The 16,975-nt window shown below is 60.7% G+C and carries 15 protein-coding genes; all 15 read left to right on the top strand.

Annotation, left to right across the window (positions count from 1 at the left end):
• Positions 1 to 5 precede the first annotated feature (5 nt).
• The gene (locus tag ACMGF8_RS13455; protein ID WP_115582483.1) at positions 6 to 863 is read left to right on the top strand and encodes an NAD-dependent epimerase/dehydratase family protein; all 858 of its coding nucleotides are present in this window, start codon (positions 6 to 8) and stop codon (positions 861 to 863) included.
• Positions 853 to 1,923, top strand: a complete 1,071-nt coding sequence (locus ACMGF8_RS13460; RefSeq protein ID WP_110595148.1) for a class I SAM-dependent methyltransferase — start codon at positions 853 to 855, stop codon at positions 1,921 to 1,923. The genes ACMGF8_RS13455 and ACMGF8_RS13460 overlap by 11 nt, the downstream gene beginning before the upstream one ends.
• Before the next feature lie 20 nt (positions 1,924 to 1,943).
• Positions 1,944 to 2,681, top strand: coding sequence for a cephalosporin hydroxylase family protein (locus ACMGF8_RS13465; protein ID WP_102864042.1), 738 nt, complete (start codon positions 1,944 to 1,946; stop codon positions 2,679 to 2,681).
• 51 nt (positions 2,682 to 2,732) lie between these two features.
• Positions 2,733 to 5,666 carry a TIGR00180 family glycosyltransferase gene (locus tag ACMGF8_RS13470; RefSeq protein ID WP_207167259.1) on the top strand — a complete coding sequence of 978 codons (2,934 nt, stop codon included), beginning with the start codon at positions 2,733 to 2,735 and terminating at the stop codon, positions 5,664 to 5,666.
• Positions 5,667 to 5,676: 10 nt separating this feature from the next.
• Positions 5,677 to 6,678: a UDP-N-acetylglucosamine 4,6-dehydratase (inverting) gene (gene pseB / locus ACMGF8_RS13475; protein WP_102878849.1), complete on the top strand. Its 1,002-nt coding sequence runs from the start codon at positions 5,677 to 5,679 to the stop codon at positions 6,676 to 6,678.
• Entirely contained in the window at positions 6,675 to 7,847 is a 1,173-nt protein-coding gene (gene pseC / locus ACMGF8_RS13480; RefSeq protein ID WP_207167260.1) for a UDP-4-amino-4,6-dideoxy-N-acetyl-beta-L-altrosamine transaminase, read from the top strand. Before pseB ends, pseC begins: the two co-directional genes overlap by 4 nt.
• A complete protein-coding gene (gene pseF, locus ACMGF8_RS13485; RefSeq protein WP_102864038.1) occupies positions 7,844 to 8,551 on the top strand; it encodes a pseudaminic acid cytidylyltransferase in 708 nt (235 codons plus the stop codon). The genes pseC and pseF overlap by 4 nt, the downstream gene beginning before the upstream one ends.
• The gene (pseG, locus tag ACMGF8_RS13490; RefSeq protein WP_207167261.1) at positions 8,548 to 10,053 is read left to right on the top strand and encodes a UDP-2,4-diacetamido-2,4,6-trideoxy-beta-L-altropyranose hydrolase; all 1,506 of its coding nucleotides are present in this window, start codon (positions 8,548 to 8,550) and stop codon (positions 10,051 to 10,053) included. Before pseF ends, pseG begins: the two co-directional genes overlap by 4 nt.
• The gene (pseI, locus tag ACMGF8_RS13495; protein WP_102864036.1) at positions 10,046 to 11,098 is read left to right on the top strand and encodes a pseudaminic acid synthase; all 1,053 of its coding nucleotides are present in this window, start codon (positions 10,046 to 10,048) and stop codon (positions 11,096 to 11,098) included. The genes pseG and pseI overlap by 8 nt, the downstream gene beginning before the upstream one ends.
• Positions 11,099 to 11,328: 230 nt before the next feature.
• Positions 11,329 to 12,255, top strand: a complete 927-nt coding sequence (locus ACMGF8_RS13500) for a ketoacyl-ACP synthase III (RefSeq protein ID WP_102864035.1) — start codon at positions 11,329 to 11,331, stop codon at positions 12,253 to 12,255.
• Positions 12,256 to 12,337: 82 nt separating this feature from the next.
• Positions 12,338 to 13,627 carry a motility associated factor glycosyltransferase family protein gene (locus ACMGF8_RS13505; protein ID WP_102864034.1) on the top strand — a complete coding sequence of 430 codons (1,290 nt, stop codon included), beginning with the start codon at positions 12,338 to 12,340 and terminating at the stop codon, positions 13,625 to 13,627.
• Positions 13,624 to 13,893 (top strand): hypothetical protein, encoded by a 270-nt coding sequence (locus ACMGF8_RS13510; RefSeq protein WP_102864033.1) that lies wholly within the window; start codon positions 13,624 to 13,626, stop codon positions 13,891 to 13,893. The genes ACMGF8_RS13505 and ACMGF8_RS13510 overlap by 4 nt, the downstream gene beginning before the upstream one ends.
• A 243-nt stretch (positions 13,894 to 14,136) precedes the next feature.
• Positions 14,137 to 14,988, top strand: coding sequence for a flagellin domain-containing protein (locus tag ACMGF8_RS13515; protein WP_102864032.1), 852 nt, complete (start codon positions 14,137 to 14,139; stop codon positions 14,986 to 14,988).
• 73 nt (positions 14,989 to 15,061) lie between these two features.
• Entirely contained in the window at positions 15,062 to 15,433 is a 372-nt protein-coding gene (locus ACMGF8_RS13520; RefSeq protein ID WP_102864031.1) for a flagellar protein FlaG, read from the top strand.
• A gap of 82 nt (positions 15,434 to 15,515) precedes the next feature.
• Positions 15,516 to 16,961, top strand: coding sequence for a flagellar filament capping protein FliD (gene fliD / locus ACMGF8_RS13525; RefSeq protein WP_102864030.1), 1,446 nt, complete (start codon positions 15,516 to 15,518; stop codon positions 16,959 to 16,961).
• The last annotated feature ends 14 nt before the right edge of the window (positions 16,962 to 16,975 follow it).

Genomic DNA, 16,975 nt, shown 5'->3' on the forward strand with positions numbered 1-16,975 from the left:
AGGGCATGACGGTGCTGGTCACCGGCGCCACCGGCTTTGTCGGCCGGCATCTGGTCGCGGCCTTGCTGGCCCGGGGTTGCCGGGTCCGTGCGCTGGCCCGGGATCTGGACAAGGCGCGGCAGATGCCTTGGTTCGACGCGGTAGAGTTTCGCGCGCTGGATGTGCATGACCCGCAGCTGGATATCGCGGCCCTGGTGGACGGGGTCGATGCCTTGGCCCATCTGGCCTGGCCCGGATTGCCGAACTACCAGGCGCTGTTTCACCTGGAGCACAACCTGATGGCCGACTATCGCTTTATCAAGGCCGTGGTCGAGGCGGGTGTGAGCCAGGTGCTGGTCACCGGCACCTGCTTCGAGTACGGCATGCAGAGCGGACCTTTGACAGAGCAGGCCGAGGCTCGTCCAGGCAATCCCTACGGCCTGGCCAAGCACAGCCTGCACCTGTTCCTCCAGGCCCTGCAGCAGCAGTTGCCCTTCAGCTTGCAGTGGGCGCGGCTGTTCTACCTGCATGGCTCCGGACAGAATCCCAAGAGCCTGCTGGCGGCACTGGATCGGGCCATCGACGCCGGTGACGAAGTGTTCGACATGTCCGGCGGCGAGCAGCTGCGGGACTACCTGGCCATCGAAGAAGCGGCCGGCTACCTCGCGGCGCTGCTGCGCCAGCGGACCTTTTCCGGGGTGGTCAATTGCTCCAGCGGCCGGCCAATAGCCGTGCGTTCCCTGGTGGAGCAGCGCATCGCCCAGCGCGGTTCGGCGATTCGCCTGAACCTGGGGCATTACCCGTACCCGGACTACGAACCCATGGCGTTCTGGGGCTTGAACCAGCGCTTGCTGCACATAACAGGAGCCGAACATGGCGCATGAGTTGTATCGGGTCGCCGACTTGCCGGTGTTGCAGAACCGTACCTTCGCCGATGCCCAGAGTGCCCGCGCCTCGGCGTCTGCGGACATCGTGCTGGTGCAGGATCTCAAGAGCGGGCTGATCTTCAATCAGGCCTTCGATGCCGATAAGCTCAGCTACGACAGCGACTACCAGAACGAACAGGCCCATTCGGCGCAGTTCCAGCAGCACCTGATGGATGTAGAGGGCATCATCGCCCGGCACTTCAAGGGGCGCGAGCTGATCGAGGTCGGTTGCGGCAAGGGCTATTTCCTCGAACTGCTGCGCAGTGAGGGCTATGCCATCACCGGCATCGACCCGGCCTACGAGGGGACCAACCCCGAGGTGATCAAGGCGCCTTTCACCCGAGGCCTGGGGCTGGCTGCCGAGGCCATCGTGCTGCGTCATGTGCTGGAGCATATTGCTGATCCGCTGGCCTTTCTGGCAGAGATTGCCGATGCCAACCAGGGCGGGCAGATCTATATCGAAGTGCCGTGTTTCGACTGGATTCTCGAGCATCGCGCCTGGTTCGACGTGTTCTATGAGCACGTCAACTACTTCCGCCTCGAGGACCTGCAGCGCATGTTCGGCACCGTGCACGAGGCCGGGCATCTGTTCGGCGGCCAGTACCTGTACGTGGTGGCGGACCTGGGCAGCTTGACGTCGTCGTTGCCGGCGCCGATCCAGCCCTTGCAGATGCCGGCGGATTTCACCGCCAGCATCGAGTGCGCCAAACGCATCATCGGCTCGGCGCCGCACACCGCTGCCGGGATCTGGGGCGCGTCGTCCAAGGGCGTGATCTATTCGCTGTTCCTGCAACGCGCGGGTGTGGCGGTGGATCAGGTCGTCGATATCAACCCGGCCAAACAGGGCCGGTACCTGCCGCTCAGTGGCATGCGTGTGTCATCGCCACAAGAAGCCATGGAGGCACTGCCGGCAGGCGCCAACCTGTTCGTGATGAATTCCAACTACCTCGAAGAAATCAAGCGCATGACCGACGGTCGTTATGTCTATCACGCCGTCGACAGCGCTTCGTTCAGCTAATTTGCCATTGAGAACCGAACATGACCGAGCACAACGTCATTCAAGCCTTTGAACAAGAATGCCAGGCGCAGATCAGCGCCCAGGGCCAGGATGAGAAACTCAAGGGCCTGGCCCGTGACTTTTTCAACGAGTCCGCGACCCACAAGTACAGCTATCACTTTTCCTGGATGGGCCGGCCGATCATCCAGCTGCCCCAGGACATGATGGCGATGCAGGAGATCATCTGGCAGGTCAAGCCGGACCTGGTGATCGAATGCGGTATCGCCCACGGCGGCTCGATCATCTACTACGCCTCGCTGCTGGAGTTGCAGGGCCATGGCGAAGTGCTGGGCATCGACCTGGATATCCGCCCGCACAACCGCGAAGCCATCGAGCAGCATCCGATGAGCAAGCGGATCCGCATGATCGAAGGTTCGAGCATCGACCCGGCCATCGCCGAGCAGGTACGGGCTGCAGCCGCCGGCAAGAAGGTGATTCTGGTCCTGGACTCCAACCATACCCACGAGCACGTGCTCGAAGAGCTGCGTCTGTATGCGCCGCTGGTGTCGGTGGACAGCTACTGCGTGGTCATGGACACCGTGGTCGAGGACATGCCGCCGGAGTTCTTCCCGGACCGTCCGTGGGGTCCGGGTGACAACCCGAAAACCGCAGTCTGGGCCTATCTGGAGGAGAACCGCGATTTCGAGATCGACTATCAGATGCAGAACAAGTTGCTGATCACCGTGGCGCCGGACGGTTACCTGCGTCGGGTTCGTTAACTATCAATGGTTGCAGGTTCAAGGCGTTTGGCCGGTTGTGGGGAAGTACCTATGTGGGTTGGAGACAAAGCAATGAATGACAAAGCACCCCTGAGTGAGCGTTTCACCCTTGTGCTGTTGTCCCACAACCGCAAAGCGTTCATGCGGCGCACCTTGCAGTATTACAGCACCTATCCGTGCTCGATCCTGGTACTGGATTCGTCGCTGGAGGCGGATGAGTCCCTGGCGCAGCTCTATCCCCAGGTCGACTATCGGCATCTGCCGCAGTTCGGCTACAAGGGCTTGCAGGACAAGCTGACCTACGGCATGAGCCTGGTGACCACGCCCTACATGGCGTTCGCTGCCGATGACGATTTTCTCCTCCATGATGCGCTGACCAGCTCCCTGGAGTTTCTTGAGGCCCATCCCGACTACGGGCTGTGCCATGGCTACGGGATGATGTACCTGGCCCGGGCTTCGGAAACCAATTACTACCGCCGTGATCGCCGGGTCATGGAGGACTATGACGCCGATGATGCCCAGGATCGGGTGATGAACTTCATGGGGCATTTCCTGCCACCGTTCTATGCGGTAACCCGCACCGACCTGCTGCGCCAGTGGTATGAGCTGCTGCCGCCAGGGGTGAGTTTCGAATGGCAGGAAATCGGTCATTCCTTCTTCCTGCTGGCCTGCGCCAAGGCGCGGATCCTGCCGATTCCGTTTGCCGTGCGTGAGGCCAACTACGGGGCCTCGGAGCACAACACCAATGTGCTGACGGTGCTGACCTACAAGGACGCGCAATCGGTGGCCCAGCGTGAGGCGTTCGCCGAGTTCCTCGCCTCGCTGCCCACCGGTTTCAGTGGTCGGGACCCCGAGCAGGTGAAGCAGATCGCCCTGGACAGTTTCACCGCCATGGCCGACTGCTTGCTCAGCGGACGTTCCCTCAAGGGCACGGCGATCTTTCGTTCGGCCTGGGTCGAGGTCGGGGCCGAGCCGGTACGCTCCTTCGGTCCCGAGCAGTTCGTCGAGATGCCGTTCTACAACCAGCCGATGTTCGATCTGCTGACCGAGTTGGAATTCCTCATGCATGCCATGCCCACCGGGCGTCTGCAGCTCAAAGAGCTGGAGGGTGTGTTGCTGCGTCAGGAAGAGTTGATGCGGGTTCATCCCAACGACACACCGGAGAGCTTGCGCGCCCGGTTGTGGGAAGCGCTGACCCTGAACCTGTTCAACCGCGAGGTGGTCAAGCGCCTGGCCGAGTCGATGCAAGACAGCGACGAGCCCGAGGAGGCGCGCAAGCTGCAGGCCTGGGCCGAGCGCCTGGCGTCGGTACCGGGGTCGGACAGTCGTGCGCTGTTCAACGCGACCGAGTCGGGACGCTTGCTCAAATGGCTCGAGGCCCGTGCTCCGGAGCCGACACAGCTGAGTGCCATCGCTGCGCACCTGGCCCGCCATGCCGGTGGCCCGCAAGTGCAGATCCTGCTGCTGGACCTGGACGCTGACCTGGTCAAGTTGCAGGCCACGCTCGACAGCCTGCTGGCCGGTCATTACAAGGCGTTCAAACTGGTGGTGTTCACCACGGGCGAGCTGCCGGCCACCACCACGGCCCAGGACACCTTGCATTTCGTCAAGGTCACGGAAAACAACTACGTCGAGCGCATCAATCAGGCCATGGCCCAGTCTCGTGCCGACTGGGTGCTGTTGGCCGAGGCCGGTGATCAGTTCACCGCCAGCGGCCTGCTGCGGGCGAGCCTGGAATTGCTCGGCGCCGAAGGCATTCGTGCCGTGGCCATGGACGAGATCCAGCGCCGTGCCGATGCCACTTTGACTTCGGTGTTCCGCCCCGGGGTCAACCTCGATCAATTGCAAGGCACACCGGCGCTGATGGCTCGGCATTGGTTGCTGCACCGCGAGACTGTGTTGCAGGCTGGTGGTTTCTCCCGTGAGCTCAAGCAGGCGCTTGAGCTGGACCTGTTGCTGCGCCTGATCCAGGACGGTGGCCTGTCCGGTCTGGCCCACCTGGCCGAGCCCTTGCTGATTTGTCAGGCCCCGGGGGATGAGGCTGACGCCGAAGAGCGGCAGGTGCTGACCCGGCACCTGGCCGCACGAGGTTATCGCGCTCAGGTCGGTTCGGCGCAGCCGGGTACCTACCAGATCGAGTATCAGCACGCCGAGCGCCCTCTGGTGTCGATCATCCTGCCCAGCCAGGACAATTTCGCCGAGTTGCAACGCTGCCTGGTCAGCGTGCTGCAGCGCACCCGCTACCAGCGCTATGAAGTGCTGATCGCCGAAAACCACAACCAGAGTGTCGAGCTCGACAGCTGGCTGACCAGCCTGGAAGGCCGCGGCGAGCGCATTCGTGTGTTGCGCAGCGGCCAACGCCTGAGCGCTTCGGCCTTGTTCAACATGGCGTGCCGTGAAGCTCGGGGCGAGTACCTGGTGCTGCTTGCGGCCGATGCTGAGGTGGTCAACGCCAACTGGATCGAGAGCTTGCTCAACCAGGCTCAACGTCCGGAAGTCGGGATTGTTGGCGCCAAGCTGGTGAACGAAAACGGCGTGACCACCCAGGCCGGGCTGATCCTGGGGTTCGACGGCCACCTGGGTGCGGCCTTCGCCGGTGAGACCAAGGAGGCTGCGGGCTACATGAATAGCCTGTGGGTGGAGAAGAATTATTCAGCGGTGTCCGGTGCCTGTCTGATGATCGGCAAAGCGCTGTTCGAGGCGGTGGGCGGGCTGGATGAAGAGCATTTCGACCAGGCTTTCGCCGATGTCGACCTGTGCCTGAAAGTGGCCGATGCCGGTTACCTCACGGTACTGACGCCCCAGGCCCAGGTGCAGCATCCGGGGACGTTGCCGCAACACCCACAGGCGGCCGCGGCACTGCAAGACAAATGGGCGGCACGCTTTGCCCAGGATATTGCCTATAACCAGAACCTGGCGTTGAGCGGCAAGGGTTTTGCCCTGGGTGCTGCCAGTGCGGTCAACTGGGCCCAGTTGCTCGGATAAGGATTCAGTCATGTTCAACGGCAAGTCGATTTTCATTTCCGGTGGCACCGGTTCGTTCGGGCGCAATTTCATTCGTCGTCTGCTGGAGCAGTATCAGCCCAAGCGGGTGGTGGTGTTTTCCCGTGACGAACTCAAACAGTATGAAATGCAGCAAACCTTCAATGCCCCCTGCATGCGTTATTTTCTCGGCGATGTGCGTGATGCCGAGCGTTTGCGCCAAGCCATGCGTGGCATCGACTATGTGATCCATGCTGCCGCCCTGAAGCAGGTGCCGGCTGCCGAGTACAACCCCACGGAATGCATTCGCACCAACGTCAATGGTGCGGAGAACATCATTGCCGCGGCCATCGACAACGGAGTGAAAAAGGTCGTGGCCTTGTCTACCGACAAGGCGGCGAGCCCGATCAACCTGTACGGCGCCACCAAACTGCTGTCGGACAAGCTGTTTGTGGCGGCGAACAATATTGCCGGTGAGCAGCCAACCCGGTTTGCTGTGGTGCGCTACGGCAATGTCGCCGGCTCCCGTGGTTCGGTCGTGCCGTTCTTCAGCAAGCTGATTGCCGAGGGCGCCAGGGAACTGCCGATCACCGATGAGCGCATGACGCGGTTCTGGATCACACTGGATCACGGCGTGCAGTTTGTTCTGGACAGCTTTGCCCGTATGCATGGCGGTGAGATCTTCGTGCCCAAGATTCCCTCGATTCGCATTGTCGATCTGGCGTCGGGCATGGCCTCTCATCTGCCGCAGAAGCAGGTGGGCATCCGTCCTGGGGAGAAGCTCCATGAGTTGATGGTGCCTCTGGATGATGCGCGCATGACCCTGGAGTTTGCCGATCACTACACGATTCAACCGTCCATTCGCTTCACCAGTGTCAATGTCGATTTTGCCGTTGATGGGGTCGGGGAGAGGGGCGTTTCGGTCGCCGAGGATTTCGAGTACCGCTCCGATACCAATCCGCACTTTCTCTCGGTGGGGCAGATTGCCGAGTTGCATGACGGGATTTCGGCATGATTCCGTACGGCCGCCAGAGCGTGGATCAGGCCGATATTGATGCGGTTCTGGCCGTCCTGCAGTCCGACTGGCTGACTCAGGGGCCCACCATAGATGCCTTTGAGCAGGCCGTGGCGGTCCGTTGCGAAGCAGCCTATGGGGTGGCCGTCTGCAATGCCACGGCGGCCTTGCACATTGCTTGCCTGGCGGCCGGCCTGGGGCCAGGCGATTGGCTGTGGACCAGCCCCAACACTTTTCTGGCTTCGGCCAACTGCGGGCGTTATTGCGGCGCGGATGTGGATTTTGTCGATATCGATCCGCAGACCTGGAATCTTGATGTCGAGGCCTTGGCTGGCAAGCTGCAGGTTGCCCAGGCCATGGGGCGCCTGCCCAAGGTGGTGGTGGCGGTGGCTTTTTCCGGACAGAGCTGTGACATGCGCCAGTTGGCGGAACTGGCCGAGCGTTATGCCTTCACCGTGATCGAGGACGCCTCTCACGCGGTGGGTGCGCGCTATGCCGGCCGGCCTGTCGGGTGCGGCGAGTTTGCCGCCATGACCGTGTTCAGCTTTCATCCGGTGAAGATCATTACCAGTGCCGAGGGAGGGATGGTTCTGACCAATCGTCCTGAGTTGGCGGATCGTTTACGGCGCTTGCGTAGCCACGGTATGACCCGTGATCCGCAACAGATGAGTGAGGCCAGCCATGGTCCCTGGTATTACCAGCAAGTGGAGCTGGGCTTCAACTATCGAATGACCGATCTTCAGGCGGCGCTGGGCTTGTCACAGTTGAAAAAACTGGATGGCTTTGTAGCGCGACGCCAGTACCTGGCAGCCCGATACCAGCAGCTGTTGCAGGACTTGCCGTTGACGCTGCCCAAGGCTCAGGCTGATGCGCAGTCAGCCTGGCACCTGTATGTGGTGCGCTTGCAGCTCGACGGATTGCAGCGCTCCCATCGGCAGGTCTTCGAGGGGCTGCGTGAGGCGGGAATCGGGGTCAACCTGCATTACATTCCGGTGCACCTGCAGCCCTATTACCAGGCATTGGGCTTCGCCCAGGGGGACTTTCCCGAGGCTGAGCACTATTACGCAGAAGCCATCAGCCTGCCGATTTATCCCGGGTTGAGTGACAGCGAGCAGGACTATGTTGTCCAGCAGGTGCGACGCTGGATTCAGGAGCCGTCAATATCGTGAGCGCAATCGCCATCATTCCTGCCCGAGGCGGCAGCAAGCGTATCGCGCGCAAGAACCTCAGGGCCTTTGACGGTGTGCCGATGCTCGCTCGCTCCATCGACAAGGCATTGAGTTGCGGATTGTTCCAGCGAGTGGTGGTCAGCACCGACGATCCAGAGATCGCCGAACTGGCGCTCGCCTGTGGCGCCGAGGTGCCGTTTATTCGGCCACAGTCCCTGGCAGATGACTTCACCGGCACGGCAGCGGTGATTGTCCATGCCCTGCAGGCGTTGCAGGAGCAGGGGCAGGTGTTTGAGTACGCGTGTTGTATCTACGCCACCGCGCCCTTGCTGCAGGTGCGTTATCTGCGCCAGGGGCTGGAGACGCTGGTGCAGCACCCGGACAAGGCGTTCGCCTTCTCGGTATGCAGCTTCGGCTTTCCCGTGCAGCGGGCGCTGACTCTCGATGAGCAAGGGGCGCTCAATGCCCTGTACCCGGAATTTCGCCAGAGCCGTTCCCAGGATCTGCCACCGGCCTATCAGGATGCCGGGCAGTTCTACTGGGGCAGGAGCCAGGCCTGGCTGGAGGGGGAGGTGCTGTTCTCGCCCCGCAGCCTGCCGGTGATCCTGCCCCGTCATCTGGTGCAGGACATCGATACCGAAGAGGACTGGCAGCGAGCTGAATACCTGTATGCCGCGCTGAAGGCCGCAGGAGAGCTGGAGTGAGGGTGCTGATTCGCGCCGACGCGTCGCCGGCCATCGGCAGTGGCCACGTGGCCCGCTGCCTGACCCTGGCCCAGGAACTGCGCCGTCAGGGCGCTGATGTGGCGTTCGCCTGTCGGCGTCTGCCCGGTCATCGCCTGGAGGCGCTGCGGGCCGAGGGCTTCCAGGCCTTTGAATTGCCGGAGTGCTACGTCGGCGAGCATCCAGAACTGGGAATCGAGGCGCCCTTGCCCTGGCAGGCGGACATTACCGCGCTGCAGCTGGCATTGGCCTCTCAGCCGGCCTTCGACTGGGTGCTGGTGGATCATTACGGCCTTGATCATCAATGGCAGAGCGCCGCTCGCCAATGGGCGCCGAGGATTGCCGCGATCGATGATCTGGCCAACCGCAAGCATGCCGTGGACCTGTTGCTGGACCAGAATTTCAGCGGCAGTGCCCAGGCTTATTCCGGATTGCACGATGCGTCGTGCCGGACCCTGTTCGGTCCGCACTACGCCTTGCTGCGCGAAGAGTTCCGCCGTCCACCGATATCGATCCGGCCACAGGCGCGGCGCTTGCTGGTGAACTTCGGCGGCTTCGATGCCGCCGGTCAGACCCGCAAGGCCATGTTGGCGCTGCTGGAATTTCACGATCTGCAGGTGGACTTCGTCGCCGGCAGCGGCAACCCGGACTGGCAGGCCATGCAGGCCCTGGCTGCCGAACGGCCGCACTGGCGACTGCACAGCTATGTGAAGGATTTTGCCGGGCTGTTGGCCGAGGCCGACCTGTGCCTGGGCGCGGGGGGCGGTACCAGCTGGGAGCGGGCGGTATTGGGCGTGCCTACGCTGTGCATCACCGTGGCCGCTAACCAGGAGGCCAATGCCCGGTTGCTGGCCGAGGCGGGTGCCCACTTGTACCTGGGGGCCTGTGAGCAGGTCAGCGTGGAGCAGGTGCGCCAGGCCCTGAGCCTGTTGCTGGGCAATCCGGGGCTGCGGCATAGCCTGTCTCGCCGGGCCCGCGAGCTGGTGGATGGTCGGGGCGTGCAGCGAGTGGCGGCGGCGTTGTTCACTGCAGTACTGCGCTTGCGTCCGGCGACTGTGGAGGATGCCCGGCTTCTGTTCGACGGGCGCAATGCTGAGCCTGTCAGGCGTTGGTCCCTGCTGCCTGAGGCGCTTGAGTGGCCGGACCATGTGCGCTGGCTGGAGGCCGCTGTGAGAGATCCGCAGCGGCTGTTGCTGATAGCGGAAACAGCCGCAGGGGCCGTGGGGGTGCTGCGCTATGACCGCCAAGGCGTTCAGGTGGATGTGTCGATCTACCTGTTTGCCGAGCACCTGGGCTTGGGCTGGGGGCGGACGTTGCTGGAGCAGGGCGAGGCTTGGCTGGTGCGCCATTGGCCCGACGTGCAGCGTCTGGGGGCTAGGGTGCTGGCAGAGAATCAGGTTTCGCTGACATTGTTTCGCCGGGCCGGCTATTGCCAGGCGCCCTGTGAATTCACCCGTGTGTTGAAGGAACATCTGGATGACTAGTTTCAAGATCGGCTCGCGCTGCGTGGGCGCGGGTGCGGCGCCGTTGATCATCGCCGAGATGAGCGGCAACCATAATCAGTCGCTGGATGTGGCCCTGCAGATTGTCGAGGCCGCAGCCAGGGCCGGTGCCCATGCCCTGAAGTTGCAGACCTACACCGCCGACACCATGACCCTGGACCTGGATCAGGGCGAGTTTTTTATCAAGGACCCGGACAGTCTTTGGGCCGGTTCATCGCTATACGACCTGTACCAGCGTGCCCATACGCCATGGGAGTGGCACGAGCCGATCTTCGCTCGGGCACGTGAGTTGGGCATGCTGGCGTTTTCCACACCGTTCGACGAGAGCGCGGTGGACTTTCTCGAGAGCCTCGACGTTCCGGCCTACAAGATCGCCAGTTTTGAGAACACCGACCTGCCGCTGATTCGCCGGGTCGCTGCCACCGGCAAGCCGCTGATCATTTCCACCGGCATGGCCAGCATCGCCGAGCTGGACGAAAGCGTGCAGGCCGCCAGGCAGGCCGGCTGTCGGGATCTGGTATTGCTCAAGTGCACCAGCACCTATCCGGCTTCGCCGGCCAACAGCAACCTGCTGACCATTCCTCATCTGCGGGAGCTGTTCGGCTGTGAGGTGGGCTTGTCCGATCACAGCATGGGGGTTGGGGTCTCGGTGGCTGCTGTGGCCCTGGGCGCCACGGTGATCGAAAAGCACTTCACCCTGGACCGTTCGGCCGGTGGGGTCGACGCCAGTTTTTCCCTGGAGCCAGGGGAGTTGGCCAGCCTGGTGGTGGAAACCGAGCGGGCCTGGCAGGCCATGGGGCAAGTGCGCTATGGCGCTACTCAGGCCGAGAGCAAGTCGCTGATGTACCGTCGGTCGTTGTATGTCACCCGGGACATGCAGGCCGGGGAGCTGTTCAGTGCCGACAACGTGCGGGCAATCCGTCCCGGGCTGGGGCTGGCTCCCAAGCACTACGATGCGCTGCTTGGCCGTCGTGCGCGTCAAGCCCTCAAGCGCGGCACGGCACTGGACTGGGCGCTCATCGAATAGGCCTTTGTGTGGCTGATTCGGCAAAATAGCGTGACCTGTGAGTCATAACGTGCATCTTCACTGTATTGTATTGCCCGGGAAGATGGCGCCAGCCCTGCGTGACAGGACCCGTGATAGCCCTTGGTTCTTCCCGATGCCGTTGTGTTCGGCGCAAGTATCTGTGTTTCTTTCGGCAGCCCTGCTCAGTGACTGAGCGGGGGTATTGAGCTGTTTATTATTGGGAAGCCGTAATGATTGGCATAAAAAGCATTGCGAGCTACGTGCCTGTAGCCGGCGTGGACAATTACGCACAAGGTGCAAAATTCGCCAAGGATGAAGATTTCATCCTGGGCAAGATCGGTTCTGCTTTTTTGCCGCGCAAAGACGACGGGCAAGAGACTTCCGATCTGTGTGTCGAAGCGGTCAATGCCCTGTTCGCCAGCAACCCGGAACTCAAGCGCGAAGCTATCGACGTATTGATCGTGGTCACCCAGAACGGTGACGAGGAGGGGCTGCCTCACACTGCCGCGATCGTTCAGGACAAACTGGGCCTGCCGACGACAGTCGCGGCTTTCGATATCTCCCTGGGCTGTTCCGGGTATGTCTACGGTATCTACGCCATCAAGGGCTTCATGGAAGCTGCGGGCCTGAAGAACGGCCTGTTGGTGACCGCCGATCCCTATTCGAAGATCGTCGATCCCGAAGACCGCAACACCACCATGCTGTTCGGCGATGCCGCCACTGCCACCTGGCTGGGCGAGGGCGCGACCTGGCAGTTGGGCAAGGCCAAGTTCGGCACCGATGGCTCCGGTGCTCCGCACCTGAAAGTCAGCGACGGCGTGTTCTTCATGAATGGCCGCCAGGTGTTCAACTTCGCGCTGCTCAAGGTGCCTGCCCACCTGCACGAGTTGCTAGCCGAGTCGGGCTTGCAGCCGGACGATATCGATGCGTTCTGCATTCACCAGGGCAGTGCGGCCATTGTCGACGCCGTGGCCCGGCGCTTTGAGGGCGATCCGGACAAGTTCATCAAGGACATGGTGGAAACCGGTAATACGGTTTCCTCGAGCATTCCGCTGTTGCTGGAAAAACACATGTTCGATTCCAGCTGGAAGCGCGTGGCCTTGAGTGGTTTCGGCGTTGGCTTGTCCTGGGGGTCGGCGATCATCTATCGCTCCTGACGCTCAGCGTTCAGCGGCACACGTAGCGCTCAAGGTGTAATCTTGAGCGCTATTTTTTTGCGCGAGTGATAAGCGAGGCAGCATGAGCGACAGCTTGGAACACAATGCCCGGGTTTTGGGCGAGCGCTGGCCGGTGCTGCTGGAGCGGCTGCTGGCTGAAGACAGTGGTGCGCTGCAGGCCGATCTGGTTGAGGGGCTGGGCTCGACCCTGAGCATTGCAGGTATTCAGCTCACCAGTCGTCATGATCGCACCCGTGAGGCGCATACCCAGGCCGCCAGCCTGCCTGAGGCGCCGGTCCTGCATCTGTACGGCTGTGGCTTGGGGGATCTGCAACGGGCGTTGCTCCAGCGGCCGGAGCTGAAGCGCCTGTACGTGCACATCCTCAATGGCGCGGTGTTCAGGCTGGTGCTGCAACTGCTTGATCAGCAGGACTGGCTGGCCGATCCGCGGGTCGAGTTGCTGTATGCCGGCGATCTGCCAGAGATTCAACTGCCGTTCTTTGCCCTGCCAGCCGAGTTGGTGCTGGCCGATGATTACAGCGCGAAGATTCGTGATCGGCTGATCAGCGAGACCCATCTGTCCTTCAACAATCGTCTGTTCTCGGCCGATACGCCGGATATCGCCGCGCGTCTGGCCACCATCGAACCTTGGGTTCGGGCAGATCGAGATGTTGCCGAACTGTTCGATCTTCATCCTGGGCGCGAGGTGTTCGTGATCGCTACGGGACCAAGTCTGGAGCAGCATTACCCGGCATTGCGGGCCGTGGCCGGACAACCTGAGCGGCCGTTGTTGATCTGTGTGGATACAGCCTATCTGCCTCTGCTCAAGCAAGGCATCCGGGTGGACCTGGTGGTCAGTATCGATCAGCGAATCTCCACGCGTCACCTGCCGGGCCAGGGCAGTGAGGGCGTCGTCCTGGTCTACATGCCCCTGGCGGATCCGCTGGTTCTTGAAGGGTGGCAAGGGCCGCGGTATGTGGGCTATTCCTCCAGTCCGGTATTCCAGGCGTTGCGCCAGCGGCTGCCGCGGGCGCAGTTGCATGCCGGAGGCAGCGTGATTCATCCGGCCGTGGATCTCGCGGTGAAGATGGGAGGCAGGCGGATCACTCTGTTTGGTGCTGATTTCGCTTTTCCTCAGAATCGTACTCACGCCGGTTGGCAGGACGGTGATCTCGGGCCTCAGGCCGACGTGGCCCGGCATTGGGTGATGGACGGTTACGGGCAGCGGGTCAAGACTCAGCTCAACTTTCGCAGCTATCTGTGCGAGCTGGAGCGTTACATCGCGAGTCGGCCTGAAGTGGCGTTCTTCAATACCAGTCGCAGTGGCGCGATGATCCTGGGCACCACCTTCCATGGGGACTTTGTTCAATGACGCGACTTGAGCCTGTGTTTGATCGTGCGCGGGAAGTTGCCGATCTGTTCCGGCTGGGCCGGGATGTAGAAGCTGTAGGGGGCATGGTGGAGTTGTTCGAGCCCATACAGTTGTGGGTGGACAGTGCGCCGGTTTCGGTTCAGCAGGACTGGGCTCGGCTGCTGGGCCTGATGCTGGCCTGCCAGGAAATGCAGAACTGGTTGGCTCTGGCTGATTATCTTGAATATGAAATGTTGGATTGGCTGCAGGTTGGGCTCGATGGTTGACGGGGTATCCCATCTGAGGGCCCAAAGTTGGTTTTTGCGTGGGTTTTCTGGCGTCATTTTTTCGCTTGTTGATGGGCTTAACCCCTTGTTTTCCAAGGGGTGGCAGGGTGATGGCAAATATTTTTGAAAAAGCCCTAAAGCAACTTGCATTGGCGACGATAACTATTACGAAGGTTCTCTAGGCCATTACCCGGCGGTTGCCAGGGCCGGAAGCCGCAGTACCCAACCAACGAGGAATTCGTCATGGCTTTAACAGTAAACACTAACGTCACGTCGTTGAACGTTCAGAAGAACCTGAACCGCGCTTCCGACGCTCTGTCGACTTCGATGACTCGCCTGTCTTCCGGCCTGAAAATCAACAGTGCAAAAGACGACGCCGCCGGCCTGCAGATCGCTACCCGTATGACTTCGCAGATCCGTGGTCAGACCATGGCTATCAAGAACGCCAACGACGGTATCTCCATCGCCCAGACCGCTGAAGGCGCGATGCAAGAATCCACCAACATCCTGCAGCGTATGCGTGAACTGGCTGTTCAGGCACGAAACGACTCCAACGGTACTCAAGACCGTGTTGCTCTGAACAAAGAATTTGCTCAGATGTCGGACGAACTGACCCGTATCGCCAAGTCGACCAACCTGAACGGCAAGAACCTGATCGACGGTACTGCTGGCACCATGACCTTCCAGGTTGGTTCCAACACTGGCGCTACCAACCAGATCACCATCACTCTGGCCAGCGGCTTCGACGCTGCAACCCTGAGCGTGGGTTCCGCAACCATCGCCATTACTGGTACTGACAGCACCACTGCTGAAGCCAGCACCAAAGCTGCCATGGACGCCATCGACAAGGCGCTGCAGACCATCAACTCCAGCCGTGCCGACCTCGGTGCTGCCCAGAACCGTCTGACCAGCACCATCTCCAACCTGCAGAACATCAACGAAAACGCCAGTGCTGCACTGGGTCGTGTACAAGATACCGACTTCGCTGCTGAAACTGCCCAGCTGACCAAGCAGCAGACTCTGCAACAAGCTTCGACCGCAGTTCTGGCCCAGGCCAACCAACTGCCGTCCGCTGTACTGAAACTGCTTCAGTAATAGCTGGCTAAGCTTTGGCGGGGGAGTGCGCTGGTCGTGCTCTCTCGCTTTTTTACTTTAAGAGGTGATGGACATGGATATGAGCGTGAAGCTGAACTTGTCTTATCCAGCGGCCAAGCCAGTGACGCCCGTTGCTGACAAGCCCGTGGAGAAGCCTCGAGAGGTGGTGCCTGCTGTGGTTGAAGTTGCCAGTCAGGACAGCAAGAAAGACGCTCAGACCGAGCAGGATAAGTTGAAGATGGCCGTTCAGGAAATCGAGAAATTCGTCCAGTCGGTCAAGCGTAACCTGGAGTTCTCGATCGACGAGCCCTCCGGCCAGGTTGTGGTCAAGGTGATTGCCAGTGATTCGGGTGAGGTGGTTCGTCAGATCCCCAACGAAGAAGTGCTGAGATTGGCCAATAGCTTGAATGACGCCAGCAGTCTGCTGTTCAGCGCGAAAGTCTGATAGCTGGCATGAAACTTGTTGCTGTGTTCTTTTGGACGTTGTAGTGGTCAAAAGTCCGGCGGCACACTGAAGGGAGAAACACATGGCAAGTCCAATTCTACCGGGTACCGGTCTGGGTTCCGGCCTCGACACCGGTGCTATCGTCAAGGCGTTGGTTGCGGCTGATAAAGCGGCCAAGCAGGGTCAGATCGACCGTGCAACTGCCAGCAACAGTGCGAGCATTTCCGGTATCGGCACCTTGCAATCGCTGTTGTCGACTTTTCAGAGCACCCTGTCGGTCACAGGGCTTGGAAGTTCGGTCAATCCCTCCTTTGCCGGCTTTGCGGCGACCTCCAGCGACAATAAAATTGTGGATGCCACAGCCGACAACTATGCGGTAGCTGGCAAGTACACTGTTGAGGTGTCCAACCTTGCAACTTCGTCAAAAGTGGCCAGTAAGGCTTTTGCCGGAGGAAATACCAGTGCCATTCCGAGTGGTACGTTGAACATCACTCAAAATGGCATTAACTATCCGCTGACGATCGGCGCAAATGCGACATTGCAGTCGGTGCGTGACTCGATCAACGCCGACTCCAAGATGGCCATGTCCGGAATCAGTGCCAACATTGTGACTGACTCGTTCGGCTCGCGTCTGGTGATTGGCTCTGACAAGACCGGTGCGGGCTCTGATATTTCTGTCAGCGGTATCGCCGGGTTGGAAATTGACGGCACCCAATCCATGGGGGCGGGCGCCGCGGCATCGGGCAACATTGGTGGGCTGGCCAAGGATGCGGTTTTCAAAATCGATGGTATGCAACTGACCAGCAAGACCAATACCGTCACTCAGGCTGTTTCCGGTCTCAAGCTCAACTTGTTGGCCCCGACACAGACCGATAAGCCGATCACTATCACTGTTGCGACCAATACAGAAGGTCTGAAAACTTCGATTCAGAAGTTTGTCGATGCCTATAACGCCGTGGCCAATGGTATTTCGACCCTGACCAAGCCCTCGCTGGACGACGACGGCAAGCTGACGGTCCCAGCTCAGTTGACCGGTGACGCTCTGCCTCGTTCGATTCTGGCGGCGATCCGTGCGCCGTTGTCGGAAGTGGGGGCGGGTGACAAGTTGACGGTGCTGGCGCAGTTGGGGATTACCACCAACCAGAAGACTGGCGCCCTGGACTTCGACGATAAGAAGTTCACTGCCGCCATGACTGATAAAAAGCTCGGTGGCGAGGTGCAGAAGCTGTTTTCCGGCGATGGCACCAATCCGGGCCTGCTTGATCGTATGACTTCCGCTATCAAGCCGTTCACTCAGGGCGTAGGCAGTATGACCGAGGGGATTCTCACCACTCGGACCAAGACCCTGGATATCACCAAGAAAAAGCTCAGCGATCAGCAGGAAGCTCTGGATCGCCGTGTGGCGACGCTGACCGCGGTACTGACCAAGAAGTACAACGACATGGATACTTTGGTGGGCAAGTTGAAGGCCACCGCCAGTAACATCACGTCGATGTTCGAAGCGTTGAACGCACAGAAAAAAGGCTAATATCCAGCCTGCGC

Source organism: Pseudomonas sp. BNK-7, from assembly GCF_048072025.1.
Classification (GTDB): Bacteria; Pseudomonadota; Gammaproteobacteria; order Pseudomonadales; family Pseudomonadaceae; genus Aquipseudomonas; species Aquipseudomonas danubii.